Annotated in this window: 16 protein-coding genes; 5 read left to right on the top strand and 11 right to left on the bottom strand. The window is 46.0% G+C overall.

Annotated elements, in window-relative coordinates; genetic code table 11:
* Positions 1-10 precede the first annotated feature (10 nt).
* Both OIM59_RS15645 and rplQ read left to right on the top strand, forming a co-directional pair.
* Positions 11-1,003: a DNA-directed RNA polymerase subunit alpha gene (locus tag OIM59_RS15645; protein WP_299168261.1), complete on the top strand. Its 993-nt coding sequence runs from the start codon at positions 11-13 to the stop codon at positions 1,001-1,003.
* A 3-nt stretch (positions 1,004-1,006) separates the two neighbouring features.
* Complete coding sequence (gene rplQ / locus OIM59_RS15640; RefSeq protein ID WP_299168263.1) at positions 1,007-1,504, top strand: 50S ribosomal protein L17; 498 nt, start codon at positions 1,007-1,009, stop codon at positions 1,502-1,504.
* A gap of 183 nt (positions 1,505-1,687) precedes the next feature.
* On the opposite strand, the gene OIM59_RS15635 is transcribed toward rplQ, so the two are convergent.
* From OIM59_RS15635 to OIM59_RS15610, 6 genes are all read right to left on the bottom strand, one after another.
* Positions 1,688-3,319, bottom strand: coding sequence for an IS66 family transposase (locus tag OIM59_RS15635; RefSeq protein ID WP_299168265.1), 1,632 nt, complete (start codon positions 3,317-3,319; stop codon positions 1,688-1,690).
* An 88-nt stretch (positions 3,320-3,407) separates the two neighbouring features.
* Positions 3,408-3,776, bottom strand: a complete 369-nt coding sequence (tnpB, locus tag OIM59_RS15630; protein WP_299168268.1) for an IS66 family insertion sequence element accessory protein TnpB — start codon at positions 3,774-3,776, stop codon at positions 3,408-3,410.
* On the bottom strand, positions 3,769-4,149 hold the full coding sequence (locus OIM59_RS15625) for a hypothetical protein (protein WP_299168270.1): 381 nt from the start codon (positions 4,147-4,149) through the stop codon (positions 3,769-3,771). Before OIM59_RS15625 ends, tnpB begins: the two co-directional genes overlap by 8 nt.
* A 1,670-nt stretch (positions 4,150-5,819) precedes the next feature.
* On the bottom strand, positions 5,820-6,254 hold the full coding sequence (locus OIM59_RS15620) for a SufE family protein (RefSeq protein ID WP_299167798.1): 435 nt from the start codon (positions 6,252-6,254) through the stop codon (positions 5,820-5,822).
* 15 nt (positions 6,255-6,269) lie between these two features.
* The gene (locus OIM59_RS15615; RefSeq protein ID WP_299167804.1) at positions 6,270-7,268 is read right to left on the bottom strand and encodes a M28 family peptidase; all 999 of its coding nucleotides are present in this window, start codon (positions 7,266-7,268) and stop codon (positions 6,270-6,272) included.
* An 81-nt stretch (positions 7,269-7,349) separates the two neighbouring features.
* Positions 7,350-9,119, bottom strand: a complete 1,770-nt coding sequence (locus tag OIM59_RS15610; RefSeq protein WP_299167796.1) for a gamma-glutamyl-gamma-aminobutyrate hydrolase family protein — start codon at positions 9,117-9,119, stop codon at positions 7,350-7,352.
* A gap of 190 nt (positions 9,120-9,309) precedes the next feature.
* Here OIM59_RS15610 and OIM59_RS15605 point away from each other — a divergent pair, with 190 nt between their 5' ends.
* Complete coding sequence (locus OIM59_RS15605) at positions 9,310-10,230, top strand: phosphate acyltransferase (RefSeq protein ID WP_299167794.1); 921 nt, start codon at positions 9,310-9,312, stop codon at positions 10,228-10,230.
* 11 nt (positions 10,231-10,241) lie between these two features.
* Entirely contained in the window at positions 10,242-11,318 is a 1,077-nt protein-coding gene (gene buk, locus OIM59_RS15600) for a butyrate kinase (RefSeq protein WP_299167792.1), read from the top strand.
* A gap of 139 nt (positions 11,319-11,457) precedes the next feature.
* Here the strand turns inward: buk and OIM59_RS15595 are convergent, their stop codons facing one another.
* From OIM59_RS15595 to OIM59_RS15575, 5 genes are all read right to left on the bottom strand, one after another.
* Entirely contained in the window at positions 11,458-12,327 is an 870-nt protein-coding gene (locus OIM59_RS15595) for a hypothetical protein (RefSeq protein WP_299167789.1), read from the bottom strand.
* A gap of 31 nt (positions 12,328-12,358) precedes the next feature.
* Positions 12,359-14,062: a RagB/SusD family nutrient uptake outer membrane protein gene (locus OIM59_RS15590; RefSeq protein WP_299167787.1), complete on the bottom strand. Its 1,704-nt coding sequence runs from the start codon at positions 14,060-14,062 to the stop codon at positions 12,359-12,361.
* 32 nt (positions 14,063-14,094) lie between these two features.
* A complete protein-coding gene (locus OIM59_RS15585; protein WP_299167784.1) occupies positions 14,095-17,328 on the bottom strand; it encodes a TonB-dependent receptor in 3,234 nt (1,077 codons plus the stop codon).
* A gap of 839 nt (positions 17,329-18,167) precedes the next feature.
* A complete protein-coding gene (locus OIM59_RS15580) occupies positions 18,168-18,485 on the bottom strand; it encodes a DUF4491 family protein (RefSeq protein ID WP_299167782.1) in 318 nt (105 codons plus the stop codon).
* Positions 18,485-18,955: an Lrp/AsnC family transcriptional regulator gene (locus tag OIM59_RS15575; RefSeq protein WP_299167780.1), complete on the bottom strand. Its 471-nt coding sequence runs from the start codon at positions 18,953-18,955 to the stop codon at positions 18,485-18,487. The genes OIM59_RS15580 and OIM59_RS15575 overlap by 1 nt, the downstream gene beginning before the upstream one ends.
* 188 nt (positions 18,956-19,143) lie before the next feature.
* Between OIM59_RS15575 and OIM59_RS15570 the strand changes: the two genes are divergently transcribed.
* Positions 19,144-19,674, top strand: coding sequence for an NUDIX domain-containing protein (locus tag OIM59_RS15570; protein ID WP_299167778.1), 531 nt, complete (start codon positions 19,144-19,146; stop codon positions 19,672-19,674).
* Positions 19,675-19,680: the final 6 nt, after the last annotated feature.

Here is a 19,680-nt window from a genome sequence, read left to right as displayed (position 1 = left end):
AATTAATTTCATGGCGATATTAGCATTTCAAAAACCTGATAAAGTATTAATGTTGGAAGCGGATTCCAAATTCGGGAAATTCGAATTCCGTCCGCTTGAACCCGGTTTCGGTATTACCGTAGGTAATGCTTTACGCCGTATTCTTCTTTCTTCATTGGAAGGTTATGCAATCAACACTATCCGTATTGAGGGTGTGGAACATGAATTTGCGACCATTCCGGGTGTCAAAGAAGATGTCACTAACATTATCTTGAATCTGAAGCAAGTTCGATTCAAGCGAGTAGTTGAGGAATTCGAAAATGAGAAGGTAAGCATTACCGTTGAGAATTCTACTGAATTTAAGGCAGGTGATATTGGTAAGTATTTGACCGGATTTGAAGTGTTAAATCCTGAATTGGTTATTTGCCATTTAGATTCAAAAGCAACTATGCAGATAGACATTACAATCAATAAAGGTCGTGGATATGTTCCGGCTGATGAAAATCGCGAATTCTGCACCGATGTGAATGTAATTCCTATCGATTCTATTTACACTCCGATTCGTAATGTGAAATATGCGGTAGAGAATTATCGTGTAGAGCAGAAAACTGACTATGAAAAGTTGGTATTGGAAATTACGACGGATGGTTCCATTCACCCGAAGGAAGCATTGAAGGAAGCTGCAAAAATTTTGATTCACCACTTTATGTTGTTCTCTGATGAAAAGATTACGCTTGAAACATCAGATACAGAAGGAAATGAAGAGTTTGATGAAGAAGTTCTGCATATGCGTCAATTGCTGAAGACCAAGCTGGTAGATATGGACTTGTCAGTTCGTGCTTTGAACTGTTTGAAGGCTGCCGATGTAGAAACATTGGGCGACTTGGTACAGTTTAATAAGACCGACCTGCTGAAGTTCCGTAACTTCGGTAAGAAATCGCTCACTGAGCTTGATGATTTGCTCGAGAGTCTGAATCTTTCGTTTGGAACAGATATTTCTAAGTATAAATTAGACAAAGAATAAACAATGAGACATAATAAAAAATTCAACCATTTAGGTCGTACTGCTTCTCACAGAAATGCAATGCTGTCAAACATGGCATGTTCTTTGATCAAGCACAAAAGAATCACTACGACTGTTGCGAAGGCTAAAGCTTTGAAGAAGTTCGTTGAGCCGCTGATTACGAGATCTAAAGAAGACACTACTAACTCTCGTCGTGTTGTATTTAGCAACCTGCAAGATAAGTATGCTGTAACTGAACTGTTCAAAGAAATCTCTGTAAAGGTTGCTGATCGTCCGGGTGGTTACACTCGTATTATCAAGACTGGTCACCGTTTGGGTGATAACGCAGAAATGTGTTTCATCGAATTGGTAGATTACAACGAGAACATGGCTAAGACAGCTGCCAAGAAAGCAACTCGTACTCGTCGTTCTAAGAAATCAGCTGCAACAGCTGAAGCACCGGTTGCTGAAGCTGCAACTGAAGCTCCTGCTACTACAGAGGAAGCCCCTAAAGCTGAATAATTCTGTATATGCTATATATTGAAGGCTATGCATTGTGCATAGCCTTTTTTTGTGCCAATATGTGGTAATATCGTAAGCATTCGTTAAACTACAGGTATTGAACTTTATATACAACAATAGCGACTGTCACTATAAACCTAATAGTTGCAGTCGCTATTATTTTGTTGAACCTATATGTTGCAGTCAGCAGTGGTTTCCGGATTCCTCCCCTTGTTTTGTCAGTACACTTTCCGGATGTTGCAGCTTCCATTTATGTGGAAGCAGTTCCAGCAGTTCCTCATGAGTAGCCTTTTTGTGATAGGGCATTCGGGCGATGACATCATTCAGATAATCCCTTGGGTTTACATTATGTGCCTTACAGGTGGCCAGCAGGGAACAGATGACCGACATATTAGCCGCTGCCTCATGGTTGCCGCAGAAGAGGTAATTTTTCCGTCCCAGAGTAATCGGCCGGATGCCATTTTCAGCCAGATTGTTATCCCAGAGCAGGCGTCCGTCCTCCAGACATCCCATCATGTGGTCCCATCGGGTATAGGCATACGTGATGGCTTTCCCGATCTGGGAATTGGGGCTGTACTTGATTCCTTCCGTTTCCATCCACACTCTCATGGCATCCATGACAGGTCCGGCCAGTTCCCGGCGCTTCGTCTTCCGCTCGTCGTACGACAGGCCCGCCTTATCGCAGCAGTGTTCAATCCGGTAAATATGCTGTATCTGGGTCAGGCCATGTTCGGCCATCTCCCGGTTTTCATCCAGAGCCTGTTCAAAATGACGGCGGATATGCACCAGGCAGTTGAGCAGACGCACGTCGGGGTTGGTCCTGAAGGCTGTCTCATAGCCTACAAAACCGTCGCATTGAAGATAACCCTTGAAGTGATATTGATTTGCCAGGGATTCGATGACCGCTCCGGCACGCGATCCCTCGTCGTAATGGAAGATGACCAGTTTCTTCATGACCGACCTTACCATCCACAGGTATTCCTTGTCGGCCCTGTGCTTTTCCTTGTTGATGACCGGAACAGTGGTTTCGTCCGCCTGTACATAGTCGCAGGAAAAGACTTCCTTCTTGAGCTCCTCATACAGAGGCCTGAGCAGCTCCACCGTTTTTTTGAACCATCCGTCCAGCGTACTTTCCGTAAGGCCTTTCATTCCAAGATGCCGGTACTGCTGTATCTGCCGGTAGAACGGGACGTGATATTCATACTTCTGAAGCAGTATCTCGGCAAGCAGGCTGGTGTCGGCGATGCACTTGTCGACGGGCATCAGCGGCATGGGGGCAATCTCCACGCCTGTCTGCCCTGCGGGAGGAAGCCGGGTGCTGTCCTTGAGCGCATATTTGGGACGGATGATTTCCTTGACATAGAGCATCCCCGGTTTGTGCTTGACCACTTTGGTTACCTCTTCACCAATCCTACGATATAAGGACAGGTCCACACCGGCCGGCTCTATAACCTCGGTTTCGAGTACGGGCAGATCCTCTGTCATTTTGCGGTTCTGACGCTTCTGCTTCCGGACTTCCACCGGTTCCTTTTCTATCTGCTCCACGGCCTCGTCACGCTTTTCTTCCGCCTGATGCCGGAGCCCGGCAAACTCTTCGGTAAAAAGGTCGGGCATATCGGGATTATATACGGGAAGCTTTTCTGTCTTACGCCCAAAGAGCTGACGGTTCAGCCATGCAATCTGAGCCGTCAGTTCTTTGATTCGTTCCTGCAGATTCTTAATCTGTTCCGCCTGGTCCTTATTAGTGGCAGACAACGAAGCAATGGAGGCATTCAGCCCTTCTATCGTCTTGAGCAGTATATCCTTTTCATCCATTGTCCGCATCTGTTTTATTTATGTAAATATACTAAATATAAGCGGATTACACAACAATATCCACACTTTTGTTCACTCCGGAAGCATATTATACATGATATTCCTTACGCTCTGCCCTCAGGCGCCGGAGCCTCTGCCCGGGATTTTCCTGAATGCCCTCAACCATCATCACCAGGTCGCGCCATTCCATGGGATAGCTGTTTGATTGGGGATCGTACTCCGGCAGTTTGAAGCGGCCCGCCTCCAGGCGTTTTACATACATCACCATACCTCCGTCTTCCGCATGAAGCAACTTCATGAGCCTGCGGCTGGAACCGATGAAGATGAAGACATCACCGTTCTTCACTTCGCTGTTCATCTTCTCATGCACCACTTCGCACAGCGAACTGATACCCTTGCGCATATCTGTCCTGCCAGGACACAGGAAGTAGCGCATCGTGTCGTTCAGGTTAAACATGGCCGCCTCGAAGACTTTGGGTGAACAACTCCATCAGTATCTCTTCTGAACCGTTTCCGAAGTGGGCACGAAGACCGTTGGGAAACAGAACGGCCACGCCATGCGGCACTTGTCCTTCAGGGGTAGATTCCGTGACTGACTGTTTAAAACTGATGGGAGCCAGCTCCTGTTTGATACTGTTCCTGTCAACTGAACATTTTCTACGCCAGTAATGATAGGTTGAATAACTTACACCTATTTGCTGCCGTTGAAGTTGTATCTTCAACAGATAGGTGTAAGTTATTGACCTATCACTATTGGACGGAAAATTTATCTCTTCTGCGGCAATCATGAGGTGGCGGTCTATTCCCTGCAGGCTATCTGTAAGGTACATGATGTAGTCCTAAAGGAGTATCTGAATGATGTCATCGCCCGCCTTAATTATAAAAAGGCAACCCATGAGCAGTTATTGAATCTGCTTCCCCATAAATGGAAGCTGCAACATCCGGAAGTGTATTGATAAAACAAGAGGAGGAAGCCGGTAACTTATAGGTTCAAAAAATAATACCGCCTGCAATTATTAGGTTCATAGTGGCAGTCGCTATTGTTGCATATCAAGGTTTGATATCTATAGTTTGCCGAATACTTGTGTCGAACTGGTGTTTCAGGAAGTTGCCTGAAAAGCCTGTTGTCGCACTATAATAAAGTCCTGTCCGATTGCAGACGACAGGCCAACGGCATGAGAAGGGGCGGTTATGTGAATAAGGGCGTGCCACCGGCTTGTGTGTCGTTTTAGCCTGTGGTCTTGGCTACTGGTGTAGCCAGTTGGAACAGGAAAGGATATGAACAAGTCGTTTTATGAATACTATCAAGTAGTGCCTAAGATAAAGGCAGAGAGTAAAATATCTGCCTTTATGCTTATCAATTATCTTACAATGTGATTTGTTATGTAATTGATTAAGTTTCCAATGTTTATTTTCCCATTTCTTTTATTTTTCATTTGTCTTAAAATGTTAGGGAAAACAATAAACACAATAAGTATTGCCCACCATTTTAGAAATACTACTAAAGATATGATTGCTAAGAATACGAGGATTCTTATAATTTCTGTTTTAAAAGAGTCCATGATTATAATGTTATTTTTTTTTGTACTAATATGCTAACTTGACGGCCCATTCGCAGGCTGTTGTAATGGGTTCTACATAGCCATTTTCACATTCATCCAACATGACATTGCGAATATCTTCTTACGTTGGTTGGTTTTTGTTTGAGGTATATATGGGTTTTCAAACAAAAAGATTTTTCTAATATCAGCTCCTTAGCTTCCCCCTCACCCATATTCAGTATTTCAAAGTAATCCTGAATGTTTACTTCTTTTCCATTTTTTAAAATCTAGAATGAGGCGGATATAATATTCCAAACGTCATTATCTGAAATTTCTCTACGTGTTTTTGTAGAACCAATTTGTGCCATCAGTTTATTAAAGATTTTTTTGTAGATAATGATTTCTGAATCTTTTTGCACTACTCGTTATTAACAATAGATCCGTCATCGTTATTGCACGAAGTAAATGATGTAAAAGAAAAGACAATCACAAGTGGTAAAAAGATTTTTCTCATAAGTTCTTATTTTAAATGTTAACGACCTAAATATATCAACGAATTTGTTATGTTTTTCTATTTAACAGTATTTTAACTCAGCATCCCATAAAAAATTCAATACAGCTTTAGTTGACCCAATTGTTGCGTATTCGTCACGTTTCTTGATTCTTTTAACTATAAGGTCAAAATGTGCTTTTGTCAGAGGGGTAAGTGTTTCGGATTTCTCTCTGTCAAAGTCCTCTTCATATATCAGATTATCCGCATCTATACCGTGATTGTGATTCTCACGAATACTGTTGGTTGTATGAGAGAATAATTCATTTTAGGTTACGATAGGTCTTATTGGAGAATTCTATCGTTTTCAGACTCTTTAAGGATATAATTGGTGGAGTACGACAAAGGCTTGTGAGATACAGTAATTCGTTCTCACAAGCCTTTGTACGTTTTAAGCGTGAAGTTTTTCTTATGCTTTTTCCTCCATTTTGGCTTTAAATGCCAAGGCATACATACGCATCTGTTTCACCATGGCCAGCAGACCGTTGCTACGGGTCGGAGACAGATGCTCTTTCAGACCTATTTTGTCGATGAAATAGAGGTCGGCATTCAGGATTTCATCTGGAGTATGACCTGATACGACTTGAATCAGCAGGGAGATGATACCTTTTACTATCAGGGCATCACTTTCTGCCTGGAATATTACCTTTCCGTCCACCAGGTCGGCCTGCAACCATACTCGGCTCTGGCAACCGTCAATCAGGTTCTGTTCTGATTTGTATTTGGGGTCGAGCGGCTGCTGGTCGTTGCCCAAGTCAATAAGCAGCTGGTATTTGTCCATCCAATCCTCAAAGTCGCTGAATTCTTCGATTACTTCGTCTTGGAGTTCATTTATTGTTTTCATTGTGATATTGTTTAATTATTTTTCATTATAAATCACGCCCATCACCGTTTGTCCTACGGCCTGAAGCGTGGCTTTGTCAATATTTTCAATTGTATCATCCAGTGTGTGCCAGGTAGGGTTGAAGCCTGTGTTACTTTGTGTGTCATAGTGGATGATGTCTACACAGGGAATCTGGCGGTACTGGTGCACATAGAGATGGTCGTCGGTGATTTGGCCTCCCTCTTCCTTGATGAAGTAGTTGCCATAGCCTAAATGATCGGCCATCTTCCAGATTTTCTTCATGGCATTATTGGCCGTCCGCTTGGAATAGTCTTCATAGTAGAATGTGGCATTCTTTCCGCCTACCATGTCCAACAGGATGCCGAAGCGCGCCTTGTAATCAGGCACGTGAGGGATACGTCCCCAGTATTGGGAGCCCAGACACCAAGTGTCCGGTTTGTATGTTTCTTTGTAGAATTCTGGCGTGCCGTAATCTTCCGCATCGAAGAATACGAGGTCGATGCCTACTTGCGGAGCCTGCTGTTGAATCTGTCGAGCAATTTCAAGCAAGACGCCCACTCCGCTGGCACCGTCGTTTGCTCCGTCAATTGCCTTCCGGTGGTTGGCTTCTTCATCCTGGTCGGCGTACGGACGGCAGTCCCAGTGCGCACAGAGCATCACCCGTTTCTTGTTTTCCGGCTGATAGGCTCCGATGATATTGCGTGATTTCAGGATTGTGCCATCGTAAGCAATCAGGTCTGCTTGCTGATTATAAACGGTGGCCCCGAATTTCTTCAATTGGGCGGCCAGGTAATCTCCGCATTTACGATGCGCCTCCGTATTGGGTACGCGAGGTCCGAAGGCTACCTGTGCGGCTACATACGCGTATGCACTGTCGGCATTGAAAGCCGGGGCCTGCACAATTGTGGCTTCCGTTTCTTCAGTTTGCTGACTGTTTTTCGAACTGCTTCCACAGGAAATGAAAGTTCCTCCTGTTATCAAAGCACTTACAATCAGCAGATTTTTTATTGAAATCATAATCCTTTCATTTAGTTTGCGCTGCAAAGGTAAACTTATTTTCGCAGACCCCTTGCAGCCGTAAATACGTTTTAAACTTTATTTGTAGGAGCCGTTCTCCTGTACTTGCTGCATGACCCGCAGAAAGTTGCCGCCCCAGATGCGGCAGATGTCTTCTTCACTATAACGTTCGTGCAGCAGCTGGCGGGTGAAGTTGATCATCTCTGAAGAGTCGTTGCACCCGATGATGCCCCCGTCGCCGTCGAAGTCACTGCCGATGCCCACATGCTCGATGCCCATTACGTTCACCATGTGGTTCAGGTGCTCAACGGCATCCAGGATATGTGCCGGGCGGTCAGTGCGGAGGAATCCGCTGTACAGACAGACTTGTACCACACCCCCCTTCCGGGCAATGGCACGGAGCTGGTCATCGGTCAGGTTGCGCGGATGGTCGCAGAGCGCACGGCTGGAAGAATGTGAGCAGACTACCGGCTGGCTGCTGATGTCAAGTGTGTCATAGAAGGTTCGTTCGCCACTGTGCGACAAGTCCACCATCATGCCCAGGCGGTTCATCTCTCGAATCACCTGTTCGCCGAAAGGAGTGACTCCCAAGTTTTCTTCGTTGCGGCGGGCTGAACCACAGATATCGTTGTTCCCGTTGTGGCAGAGCGTCATGTATACCACTCCCCGTTTGCGGAAATGTTCTACCCGGCTGAGGTCTTTCCCGATGGCATATCCGTTTTCAATCCCCAGCATGATGGCCTTCTTTCCTTCCCGTTTCAGACGGTATAAGTCATCGGGCGTATACGCGATGTCTACTGCGGTACAGTTCCTGGCCACCATTTCCTCAATTTCATTCAGCAGACGGTCGGCTTTGGCGGTAGCTGCCAGCAAGGCTTCGTCCGTCCGTTCCTTTTGTTCCAGATAAGCTACCATGATGGTGGCATCCTGCCGTCCTTCCGTCATCTTGTGCAGGTCGACCTTGATTTTGGGGTCGCGTGTATTAAAGCGGATGTGCTGGTCGAAAAACATCGGTGTGTCGCAATGGGTATCCAGAATCAGCAGACGCTGGTGCAGCTCCTTGGCTTTCCGGAACGAACGGGCTTCGCGGACGAGCCATCCGAAAAGCGGCATCATGCATTTGTCTTGATTCAGGATGAAACATTCCGGATGCCACTGTACGCCCAGCATGGATTTATATTCCGTGCTTTCGATGGCTTCTATCACCCCGTCGGGAGCCGTAGCGGATACCCGAAAACCGGGTGCTGGCTCTTTTACCGCCTGGTGATGGAAAGAATTGATAGCTATTTCCTTGGCGTTTAGGATACGGGCCAGTAGGCTACCCTCTGCCAGTTCCACCCGGTGTGACGGGAAACTCCGTTCCAGGTCTTGACTGTGTTTGATAGACGGCGTTTCTTTCTGTGCATAAATGTCCTGATAGAGTGTACCGCCCAAAGCGGCGTTGAGTACTTGGATACCGCGGCAGATACCCAATATCGGAATCTGCCGATGGGCAGCCAGGCGCGTCAGCAACAGTTCCTGCCGGTCGCGGTGAGGGTTAATGCTGTGGAGTTCCCGAATCGGATCTTCGTGCAAGAAAAGCGGATTCAAGTCACCTCCGCCTGTAAGCAGCAGTCCGTCCAAGTGGTCCAGTGTGTTGATTAGTAAGTTGGCATCCTCGTAAGGAGGAATTACCACTGGCACACCTCCTGCCTGAATGACAGACTGGTAATATCCCGGTGCCAAAGTCAGATTGCCGTCACTGAAGTTTCCCGTGAGTCCGATGAGTGGAGCTTCCTTGTGGTTGGGAAAACGGCTGTGAATCTCCTCATCAAGGGCTTGAATATCGAAAGAAAAATTTGTTTTCATGCGTGTGTTCTTTTTTAGCAAGTTAGGCAAATATAGAGAGAACTTGTGAATTTATGGCACAATAATGTGGATAAAGTCGTTAATTTGTTTTTTTGTCTATGTCTCTCTTCCAGAGCGTATAGCATTAATTAGCATCTCGGATAGATAGTTATTCAAATTATTTTCTCATATTTGTTTAAAATCTAATGATATGGAATTGATTCGAACCCTTTCTCAGATGGTGAACTGTCTGCGTTCGCGCGACATAAGGCGGAAAGTGGCGGTGGTCTGCCCGAACGACCCGCACACGGAGTATGTGATTATCCGTAGCCTGAGGGAGGAAATTGCCGAATACCTCTTGGTGACGGATTCTGCCCATTTGAAAGAAGCACTCGATTTGCGGTCGGCTTCTCCTGATTTTGTGCATATTTACGAAGCGGGTACTCCTGATGAAGCGGCGGCATTGGCCGTGCAACTGGTACGTACGGGAGAAGCGGAAGTGTTGATGAAAGGACTCATCAACACCGATAACTTGCTGCGGGCGGTATTGAAGAAAGGTGAGGGGCTGTTGCCCGAAGGAGGTGTGTTGAGCCATGTCACGGTAGCACAGGTTCCCTTGTATCACAAGCTGCTGTTTTTCTCGGATGCGGCAGTGATTCCACGGCCTACTTTGGAACAGTTCCGGGCAATGATTACTTACGATTTAGATTTGTGCCGTAAGCTGGGCTGTGAAGAACCTCGGGTGGCACTTGTTCACTGTACAGAAAAAGTCAACGAGAAGTTTCCCCATACCTTGAGTTATGTGGAGCTCAGGAAAGAAGCGCAGGAGGGACGTTTCGGTCACGTCTTTATCGACGGACCGATGGATGCCAAAACCGCCTGCGACAAACACAGCGGGGAGATAAAGGGCCTTTCTTCTCCTGTAGTCGGCAATGCGGATATCCTGATTTTCCCCAATATCGAATCGGGCAATACGTTTTACAAAACCTTGTCCCTGTTTGGTGACGCGAACATGGCAGGCATGCTCACCGGAACTCTTGCACCGGTAGTGGTGCCTTCACGGAGTGATTCCGGTAACTCCAAATACTACAGCCTGGTACTGGCTTGCCTGGCAGGGACACGAAAAGAATAAGACCTGACCTTATGAAAATACTTGTCATTAACCCGGGCTCCACTTCCACGAAGCTGGCAGTCTATGAGAATGAGAATCCCGTGTGGCGTGAAAGTATCGCGCATCCGTCCAAGGAACTGGCGGACTTTCATCATATCAACGAGCAGTATGAGTATCGTCGTGCGCATGTGCACGATACGCTGGAGAAGGCGGGCATTCCGCTTGCTTTTGACGCCGTGATTGCACGCGGTGGCTTGTTGAAACCGACCCCTGGAGGAGTGTATCAAATCAATGAGCGTATCAAGCATGACTTGTGGCATGCCAGTATGGAACATGCGTCGAACCTGGCGGCATGGATTGCCGACGAGATAGCGCATTGTGCCGGTTGTCCGTCTTATCTGGCCGATCCGGTAGTGACAGACGAGTTGCGTGATTTGGCCCGTATATCCGGTCTTCCGGAACTTCCCCGTATCTCCATTTTCCATGCCTTGAACAGTCGGGCTGTATCCCGACGTTATGCGGCCCGTATCGGACGGAAGTATGAAGAACTGAACCTGATTGTGGCCCACCTGGGGGGAGGCATCTCAGTCAGCGCCCATCATTATGGGAAGGTAGTCGATGTGAATAATGCCTTGAATGGAGAAGGGCCTTTCAGTCCGGAACGGGCGGGAACGTTGCCGGCCCGACAGTTGGTTGATTTGTGTTTCAGCGGGAAATATACATACGCGGAAATCCGGAAGATGATTAACGGTCGGGGGGGACTGGTGGCACATTTGGGTACTACTGATGTGCAGAGTATTATCCGTTGGGCCCATGCCGGGGCCGAAAAGCACAAACTGGTGCTCGATGCCATGCTCTACACGGTGGCCAAGCAAGTTGGAGCCATGCACATTGCCCTGCACGGACAGACCGACGCCGTGATTCTGACAGGAGGTATTGCTTTCAATGACTATTGTATTCGTGGGCTGAGAGAGTGGTTGGAAGGGCTGGCACCCATCGTGGTGATTCCCGGTGAGGACGAGATGGGAGCGTTGGCCATGAATGCCTTAGGTGTGCTGCGTGGAGAGCTGACCTTGCAGGAGTATGCGCCAGAAGAAAACATAGAATAAAAATCGGGACATCTTCGTCACGAAGATATCCCGACAAATCCTTATTTAAGGTTAAACGTCAGTGTGAATGAATACTGACTCTTCAAGAGAGATTATTTAGAAAAGACTGTATCCCATCAACGGGATCAGTCTTTTGTGTTTAGTCTGCAATGAACTCATCATAGCCGTACCCCAGGTAACCTGCAGAAACTGTATAAGCTACGAAAATAAAGCAGTTATGGTTGGCATACATACCACTTTCATAACCGTTGGCGGTTACCCATGTATCATCACCCTGCCAATAACCGATATCACTGATGGTGATATTTCCATAATTACCATAAGTGTACGGAGTCTGGATAGAAGGTACACGGAAGAACTGGTATTCTCCATTTGCATCCGATCCGGTCTGGTCGATCAGATTGATCTTCATGCTGTAGCCCTCTCCAAAGACGTCCTTGAAGCGATAGAGGGTAGGATCTGTGGTACAAACCTGTAAAGTAGTTTTTGCAGAAGTCTGTCCTACTATAGTAGCTGCAGCACCACCGCTTACGCTCGTAGTCCCGAATACATAAGTACCTGTTGCTACATCTTCCCAGGCAAGTCCGGTAAACACCACTTCTTGTGAAGCCATGTTGCTTCCGTTTACGCCTACTACGGTGATGCTATATTCACCTTGCAGGTTGGTGAGGGTGATGTCTGCGCTAGATTCTCCAGAGATACCTTCTATTTTAGTCCCGTTTTCTACGACATAAGTCATATATCCGGTTTCTCCGTTTGCTTCCACATGCGCTTTCTTGTCTGCGGTAGTTTCGGCCAGATAGTAGGCCTCACTCACCTGATTGTTGGCGGCAATACGGATTCTCACATCATTGTCAGGGTTATATTCTGGTGCTTCAACTGCATATTCATATAGCGTGATAGCAGGTGCCCCGTCTGTACCTGGAGTAGTTCCTTCTTCTTCCTTACAGCTGGTCATTGCCACTATAGCAAGGAGGATCATTCCCAAAGCATTGATATATTTTTTCATGTTCCTATTCTTTATTTAATGAATCAACTTTTTAATTAGCCCATGTAAATTCGCTGGAGTCGGATGTAGGCATAATCGGAGTCGGATTGTTGGTGCAGGCTGCATTGTAGTCAGTTTCTGTACCTACGATGCAGAAGTCCATCCAGTCGGGATGTACGTTTCCTGAGTTCACATTGTAACCTCCATAGTTCCAGCGGTAGCCTTTGATATGGTTGGTGTTTGCATAGCTGCGAATGATACCTTTGTCGTAACGCTTGATATCGTAGGTGGCAAATCCTTCACCCCAAAGTTCTACACGGCGCTGCCACCATACTTCGTTCTGGAATCCTGTGGCATGGCTGCCTCCGTATGTATCGTTTGTATGTGTACCATATACGTATTGTGGGTCACGGGTCTTGGCAAAGTTGGTCAACAGAGTGATTCCTTTTGCTTCACTTTGCATACCGGCAGCTTCCGCTTCAATCAGCATCATTTCTTCCACACGCATCAATGGAACAGATACGGTGAAGGCAGCATACTGGTTGGCATGTTCTCCATTGGCCGGGCGGAATTTCAGTTCCAAGCCTCCCACTTTCTGGGAAGGGCTGGCTGCTGCAGTGGTCAGTAATCCTTCGGGAGCGTCTGAGTAAGCACTCAATGCATCCACTGCATCTGCGTTGTCCATGTCGTCAATTGCAAAGTCTACAAAACATCTCTTGCGGAAGTCTGTAGCAGGAATGGTCTGGTAGAGGTGGTAATCGATACGTTTCGGGGTACCGTAGTTGGCGGCATAACCGCAACCAGATGCGCTGACTTCAATAATCATCTGTGACCCCCAGCTGCTATCGCCATCATTCTGCAGGATACATGGGTCATCGTCCTTGAAGCGAACGGCGAACATCCAGGAATTGTTCCCATCCGGAGTGTTGAAACCGCTGGTGCGGGAAGTGTACTGGCTTTCTGTCAATGCGGTGTAACCTTGCTGGGCCATCTTGGCATATTTTTCAGCGTTCGCCCAGTCTTCCATAATCAGGTAAGCACGTGCTTTCAAACCGTATACCACTGAAATGTCCGGCGTGTACACATCGGTACGGGTATAATCAGCCAGGTAAGTTTCTGCCTTGTCCAGATCGGAAAGAATCTGTGCCCACATTACTTCGTTGGTTGCACGCGGATTGGTTGCCAAATCACTTACTGCAGTGGTTTCCAATACCAATGGTACGGTTTCGGCATTCTTGTCGAATGCATACGACTTTTGTGCGAACATCTGTGCCAAGTCCATGTAGAACATGGCTCTCATGGCATAAGCGATACCTGCTCCAGATTTATGTTCGTCAGAAGGTTCTGTACCTGCCATGGTCAATACATCGTTACAGCTTTTAATCCATCCATAGAAATAAGTCCATGGATACTGGCATACGGCATACAACGGTCCCAGACCTGTACCGCAGGTGTACCAGGTGGTGTACCATTCACTGCTTGTATCTTCTATGGTAATATCCTGTCCCATGACATCACGCATCAGGAAGAATGAGGTATAACCGTAATCGTATGGGCTCTGGCTGGATGCATTGTAAACAAATTTCCCCGCCATTGTATTGGTAATGGCGTCTACAAAGTTCTGGAAAGCTCCGGTGGCGTTAGCTGCTTGATCCACTGTCACATAGTTGCTTTGTGGCTCAATTTCTTTAATACAGCCTGTAAGCGATGTCATACCCAAGGCTGCCAGAGAAGCAAATAAAAATATTTTTTTCATCTTGTAGTTTCTTTTCATTGGTTAAAAACGAGTTAGAATGTCAACTGGATTCCACCTGTGATAGTACGTACAGGAGAATATACAGTGACTTGAGTATTTCCATCGTATGAATAACGTGGGTCAAGTCCCTTACGTGCAGACCAGAAGCACAAGTTCTCACCGCTGGCATAGATACGCAGCTTGTCGATTCCAAGGTTAGTCATCCAGCTCTTCGGAAGGGTATAACCTACAGTGAATGACTGGAAGTTCAGGTAAGCTGCACTTGTCAGGAAGCGGTTGGAACGGGCAGCTGTATACTGGTCCATATATTGCATACGCGGAATATCGCTCGACGTGTTGTTCGGAGTCCAAGCCTTGAGGGCATCTACGTGGATGGCAGAGCCTCCTGCTGAACCAGTCAGGTTGGTCATCAATGACATGTAGCGAGTATCGTATACTTGACCGCCAATCTGATAATCGAAAGTCATGGACAAGTCGAAACCGTAAGCGCTAAATGTGGTTCCGAAACCACCATAAGCCTTTGGCAAGCTGCTGCCTTGTTCGTAACGGGAAGCAGAGTTCGGGTCAGTGGTTGTGTAAGAGTGATTGGTGGCCGGACGGTTTGTGGCGCTGGCACCAGTAGATGGGTCTACCATGTCGGCATCTACCCAATAGAGGGCCTGTCCTTGTTCGTCCATACCTGCATATTCAGGCAACATGTAGTTGTAGATGGAACCACCGACCTTATACCATTTCCAGTCGGCGCTGTAACCACCCAGCAAACCTACTTTTGACTCCGGCAAAGAAAGAATTTCATCTTTGTTGTGGGCGATGTTGAATTGTACGCTCCAGTCTACGTTACGTGTACGGATGATGCTGCCTTGTAAGGTCAATTCTACGCCTCGGTTGCGGATATCACCGATGTTGTCGTAGTAACCACGTGTACCGGCTGATTCCGGAATGTTTAACCAGAACAACAGGTCGGTTGTTTTCTTGTTATAGAAATCGATGCTACCGGAAAGTCTCCGATTGAATAAGCTGAATTCTACACCGACGTTCAAGTTGTTGGTGGTTTCCCAGCTGATTTCCGGGTTACCCATCATACGGAAAGCGGCAGACATGCTGGAAGGAGTAGAGGTAGACAGTGAGTAGGTATTTACGTATGCGAAATCACCTACGTTATCGTTACCTTGCTGTCCGATAGATAATTTCAGTTTTAACTCATCTACCCATGATGCATTGAAGAACTCTTCTTTGTTGATCAACCATGCAGCACCAGCTGACCAGAAGTTACCCCAACGGTTTTCCTTGGCAAAGCGTGAAGATGCATCACGACGGTAAGAACCAGAGAGGAAGTATTTATCATCGTAGTTGTATTGGAGACTACCGAAATAACCTTCCACATTGTATTCGCTGGTGTAAGAGTTTGAACTTACCTTGCTGGCTGCGGCGTTGATTTCTGGAATATACTGAGAGAACAAGCCTTGACCGTAAGCGTAAAGGTAAGTAGTCTTGGTGTCATAATATTCATGACCCAGCATGAGGTTGATGTTGTGCTTGCCAAACTGGTCGAAGTAAGTCAAAGTTTGTACATGATTCTGACGTACGTTGTCTGATTGTGATTTGTCAATCTGGCCTCCGGCAGAAACTTTCGGTCCGTACAGAGCAGTCTGTAAAAGTGAATAATTAGTGTGTCCCCAAATGATGGAGCTGGTTGCATTGAATTTCAAGAAATCAGTGAAATTGATGTCCAATGAGAAGTTGCCGTTGAACTGCTGTCCCTTGCTTTCATCTTTATTGTAGCGGTTGGTTCCCAACGGGTTGTTGGTGCCGGAAAACGGACGGGTCAGTCCCGGATAGTTGCTGGCAGCTACACCGTAGTCGTATTGCGGGTTTCCGTATTCATCGCGACGGATGGTCGGATTACCGTTGGCGTCCAGAACCCGTACGTAAATCGGATAAATCGGTGCAATAGAAGAGGTATAATACATCAGGTTGGATGAATTAAGAGAAGTGTTCATGTTGGCATTCGATTCAGTCACTGAATTTACATAGCCTACATTGGCACCTAATCTTAACCATTTAGTGGGCTGATAATCTGCCTTTACACGTGCACTGAAACGTTTGTATCCAGAGTATTCAATGATACCATCATCGTCCAGATAACCCATGCTGGCATAGAATGAACCTTTGTCGTTGGCTCCGTTGATGTTGATGGTATATTCCTGGCGAAGTGAATTGCTGTATGCTGCATCCGTCCAGTTATCCGGATACAAGTAGTAAGTTTCTCCGTTTGCTTCATAAGCTCGTCCTAGAGTGGCATTCGGATTTAATTTGCCGTTCAGACCGATAAGCTGTTCTCCATCAGGTACGGTGTATACATTGTATGCCAACTGGTTCAACATGGTCGTGTTGGCATTGACATTGGCCGTAGCTGCGTTCTGGCCTTGACCGTAGAAATAGTAGTTATAGTACTGGCTGTACATGGCTTCATAGTACTGGCCCGGGTCGTTAATGGTTTCGTAGTCCTGTACGGCACGGCTGTTGGCACCCCATTTCATATCCACGTTGATCTGCGGCTTTTTGTTTTTTCCGGTTTTGGTAGTAATCAAGATGACACCCGATGCGCCACGTGCACCATACAGAGCGGCAGAAGCGGCATCTTTCAATACCGTGACTGATTCGATATCACTCTGTGGAATGTTGCTCAAAGAAGCAGAATAAGGAGCTCCATCCACGATGACCAAAGGCTCTGTACTCAATGAAAGAGAGGAGATACCACGGATGTTGATGCTTCCGCTTCCGGCACCCGGAGCACCTGAACCGCCACGCATCTGCAAACCTGGAGTGGTACCTACAAGGGCATTTGCTACATTGGTTGTGATGTGCTTGGCCAAATCTTCACTGTTCAGGACTGCTGCTGAACCGGTGAATGAGCTTTTCTTCTGTGTACCGAAAGCTACTACCATTACTTCATCCAACATCTCTGAGTCGGATTTCATGGATACTCGAATCAATCCTCCGCGTATGCGAGTTTCTACAGGTTGCATACCTACGAAAGAAATTCTCAATTGCTTGGCCGAAGCCGGCACATTAGTGATTGTAAACTTACCGTCGAGATCGGTCATGGTACCTACCTGTGTACCAACTACCAGTACCGACGCTCCGATTACGGGCTCACCATCCTCTTCAGAAACTACAATTCCTGTTACGGTGGAATGTTGCGCCCACATCATTCCAATGCTTAAAAATAAGCATGTAAGAAAGAAGAGTGTTCGTTTTTTCATAAATTCTCTCTTTTAAAATTAATGTAACAATATGATACTGTTTTTAACAACAACAATTCAATCGCAAATATAAGTAATAAATTTATTTATTTGGTATAAATCTGTTTTTTTTTGAAAATAAATACGCATGTCTGTGAAAAGAATGTGTAATATTGGATTTGTGATGCTGTATTCGGTGTTATTGTTGGTATTTAGATTTGATTTTCCATGTTAATGCTTACTATTTGTTGCTTGTGTTCGGTGGCTTTGTTTTTTGGGTAAAAAATGGAGGAGTGTGGAAAGTGATGAAGTGGTATTTTTTTATTTTGATAGGAAAGAATGTATAAATAAAATGAGATTGGTGTTGTGGTGGTGAAATTATTGATGATTTGGTTTAAATCATCGTAGAATTAAGATTTATAAAGTTTGGATATCGGATTGCTTGGGGATGGAATTGGGAGGTGAAATGGTATAAGTCTTAATTCTTTTATTTAATTCATGTTAATTGTGTGAAAATAGGTTTTGAGAGGACTCGGGCGACTTGTTGTAAATCATTTGAAGATTATAGTTTGTGTGGAATGGCTTTTTTTAAAAAAGGTAACAGCATATTGTGGGGATATCCGGTTCTTTTTTTATGTTTCCTTACTTGGAACCGTACGTTTCCCATGGCGGAGCCGTATGTTTTCCTGCTGGGAGATATACGGATTCCGGCAGGAAAACATAAAAAGTCTTTTGGAATAAATTTTTCTTCTTCAAAGGGTTTTAAATAAAAGGATGTGATGCAGATAGAATAGCTTTTTCCCATGAAAAAAGGGATACCTGGACAGGTATCCCTTTTTCATATTCAAGTACGTACGATTTTACTGTTCGTATTCCTTTTTCCGTTTCGGATTCATCGGGAACCAACCTTTCAGCACTCGCTCACGCTGTTCGAAGATTTCCTTGATGGTCCAGAAAGAGGAGAACGAAAAGACTCCCAGCAGGGAAGACACTAAAATCTGGCTTACCAGAATGGAACCGATGAGGCCCGCGATGCCCAGCACCAGAAAAAGCCACCAGCAACGTGTCCCCCAGTAATATTCCGCTTTGACCACTATCGGATGAAACAATCCGATAATCAGGAACGTGCAGATTCCGATGAGTATGCCCTCCCAGTGAAGTCCGTCCATTCCTTCCATCAGTCTTCGAGGTCTTTACGGATAGGAATTTCTTTCTTGATGCTCTGTTCCAGTGAAATCAGCGTCTCCGTGGCAGTTACTCCCGGAATTTCCTGAATTTTGGAATTCAACAAATCCATCAAGTGTTCGTTGTCGGTCGAATACAGTTTGGTCAGCATGGTGTAAGGACCGGTGGTGAAATGACATTCCACAATTTCCGGAATTTTCTTCAGTTCAGCCACTACGCTTTTATACATGGAGCCTTTCTCCAGTTTGATTCCTACATAGGTGCAAGTACTGTAGCCCAGGCTTTTCGGGTTCACATGGTAACCTGAGCCGATAATTACGCCGAGGTCAATCAGGCGCTGCACGCGCTGATGAATGGCGGCACGTGACACACCGCATTCTGCAGCTACATCTTTGAACGGGATTCTGGCGTTCTGTGAGATGATTTCCAGAATCTGTTTGTCAAGTTTATCAATTTTCTCCATACTACTAAATGGTTCTTGTTTTTATCATATTGTAAGCAAATGTAGAAAAACTTTTTTATCTATACGCTATTTCGTCAGAAAAAACATAATTATTTTTTGGAAATGCACAAATTCTCGGTGAATTGTGTAAGCTGTATGCCCTATTTGCTTATCTTTGTGAGGCTTATTATTTACTAAATTAAAAAACTATGCATCCGTTGGAATTGTTTAAGTTTTGTCCGGTGTGCGGCTCTCCTCATTTTGAGGTGCATAATGAAAAGTCCAAGAAATGTGCGGACTGTGGCTTTGTGTATTATTTCAATTCGAGTGCGGCCACGGTGGCCTTCATCCTGAACGGAAAAGGAGAGCTGCTGGTTTGCCGTCGCGGAAAGGAACCTGCCAAGGGAACGCTGGATTTGTCGGGAGGCTTTATCGACATGTTCGAGACCGGCGAAGAAGGAGTGGCACGCGAGGTGAAGGAAGAAACAGGACTGGTGGTGACAGAAGCCAAATACCTGTTTTCTTTACCGAACACCTATTTGTATTCGGGCTTTCTGGTACATACGCTCGACCAGTTCTTTCTGTGCCAAGTGGCCGACGACCATTTGGTGAAGGCCATGGATGACGTGGCCGACGCGTGGTGGATGCCCTTGGATGAGATTCATCCGGAAGATTTCGGGCTGGAATCGGTACGTAAGGGAGTGGCACGTTTTCTGGAAACGCATCGGAACGTAAAATAAGAGATT

Source organism: Bacteroides mediterraneensis, from assembly GCF_025993685.1.
Taxonomy (GTDB): Bacteria; Bacteroidota; Bacteroidia; order Bacteroidales; family Bacteroidaceae; genus Phocaeicola; species Phocaeicola mediterraneensis_A.
Note: the sequence above shows the minus strand (reverse complement) of the source record. Positions and strands in the feature narration are given on the sequence as shown.

Bases quoted from the DNA above. Each gene is read 5' to 3' on its own strand.
- buk (WP_299167792.1), top strand. From the start codon at position 10,242: ATGAAAATACTTGTCATTAACCCGGGCTCCACTTCCACGAAGCTGGCA.
- OIM59_RS15635 (WP_299168265.1), bottom strand. From the start codon at position 3,319: ATGGATGAAAAGGATATACTGCTCAAGACGATAGAAGGGCTGAATGCC.
- rplQ (WP_299168263.1), top strand. From the start codon at position 1,007: ATGAGACATAATAAAAAATTCAACCATTTAGGTCGTACTGCTTCTCAC.
- OIM59_RS15605 (WP_299167794.1), top strand. From the start codon at position 9,310: ATGGAATTGATTCGAACCCTTTCTCAGATGGTGAACTGTCTGCGTTCG.
- OIM59_RS15585 (WP_299167784.1), bottom strand. From the start codon at position 17,328: ATGAAAAAACGAACACTCTTCTTTCTTACATGCTTATTTTTAAGCATT.
- OIM59_RS15575 (WP_299167780.1), bottom strand. From the start codon at position 18,955: ATGGAGAAAATTGATAAACTTGACAAACAGATTCTGGAAATCATCTCA.
- OIM59_RS15610 (WP_299167796.1), bottom strand. From the start codon at position 9,119: ATGAAAACAAATTTTTCTTTCGATATTCAAGCCCTTGATGAGGAGATT.
- OIM59_RS15595 (WP_299167789.1), bottom strand. From the start codon at position 12,327: ATGAAAAAATATATCAATGCTTTGGGAATGATCCTCCTTGCTATAGTG.
- OIM59_RS15590 (WP_299167787.1), bottom strand. From the start codon at position 14,062: ATGAAAAAAATATTTTTATTTGCTTCTCTGGCAGCCTTGGGTATGACA.
- OIM59_RS15570 (WP_299167778.1), top strand. From the start codon at position 19,144: ATGCATCCGTTGGAATTGTTTAAGTTTTGTCCGGTGTGCGGCTCTCCT.
- OIM59_RS15620 (WP_299167798.1), bottom strand. From the start codon at position 6,254: ATGAAAACAATAAATGAACTCCAAGACGAAGTAATCGAAGAATTCAGC.
- tnpB (WP_299168268.1), bottom strand. From the start codon at position 3,776: ATGTTTAACCTGAACGACACGATGCGCTACTTCCTGTGTCCTGGCAGG.
- OIM59_RS15580 (WP_299167782.1), bottom strand. From the start codon at position 18,485: ATGGAAGGAATGGACGGACTTCACTGGGAGGGCATACTCATCGGAATC.
- OIM59_RS15625 (WP_299168270.1), bottom strand. From the start codon at position 4,149: ATGTACCTTACAGATAGCCTGCAGGGAATAGACCGCCACCTCATGATT.
- OIM59_RS15645 (WP_299168261.1), top strand. From the start codon at position 11: ATGGCGATATTAGCATTTCAAAAACCTGATAAAGTATTAATGTTGGAA.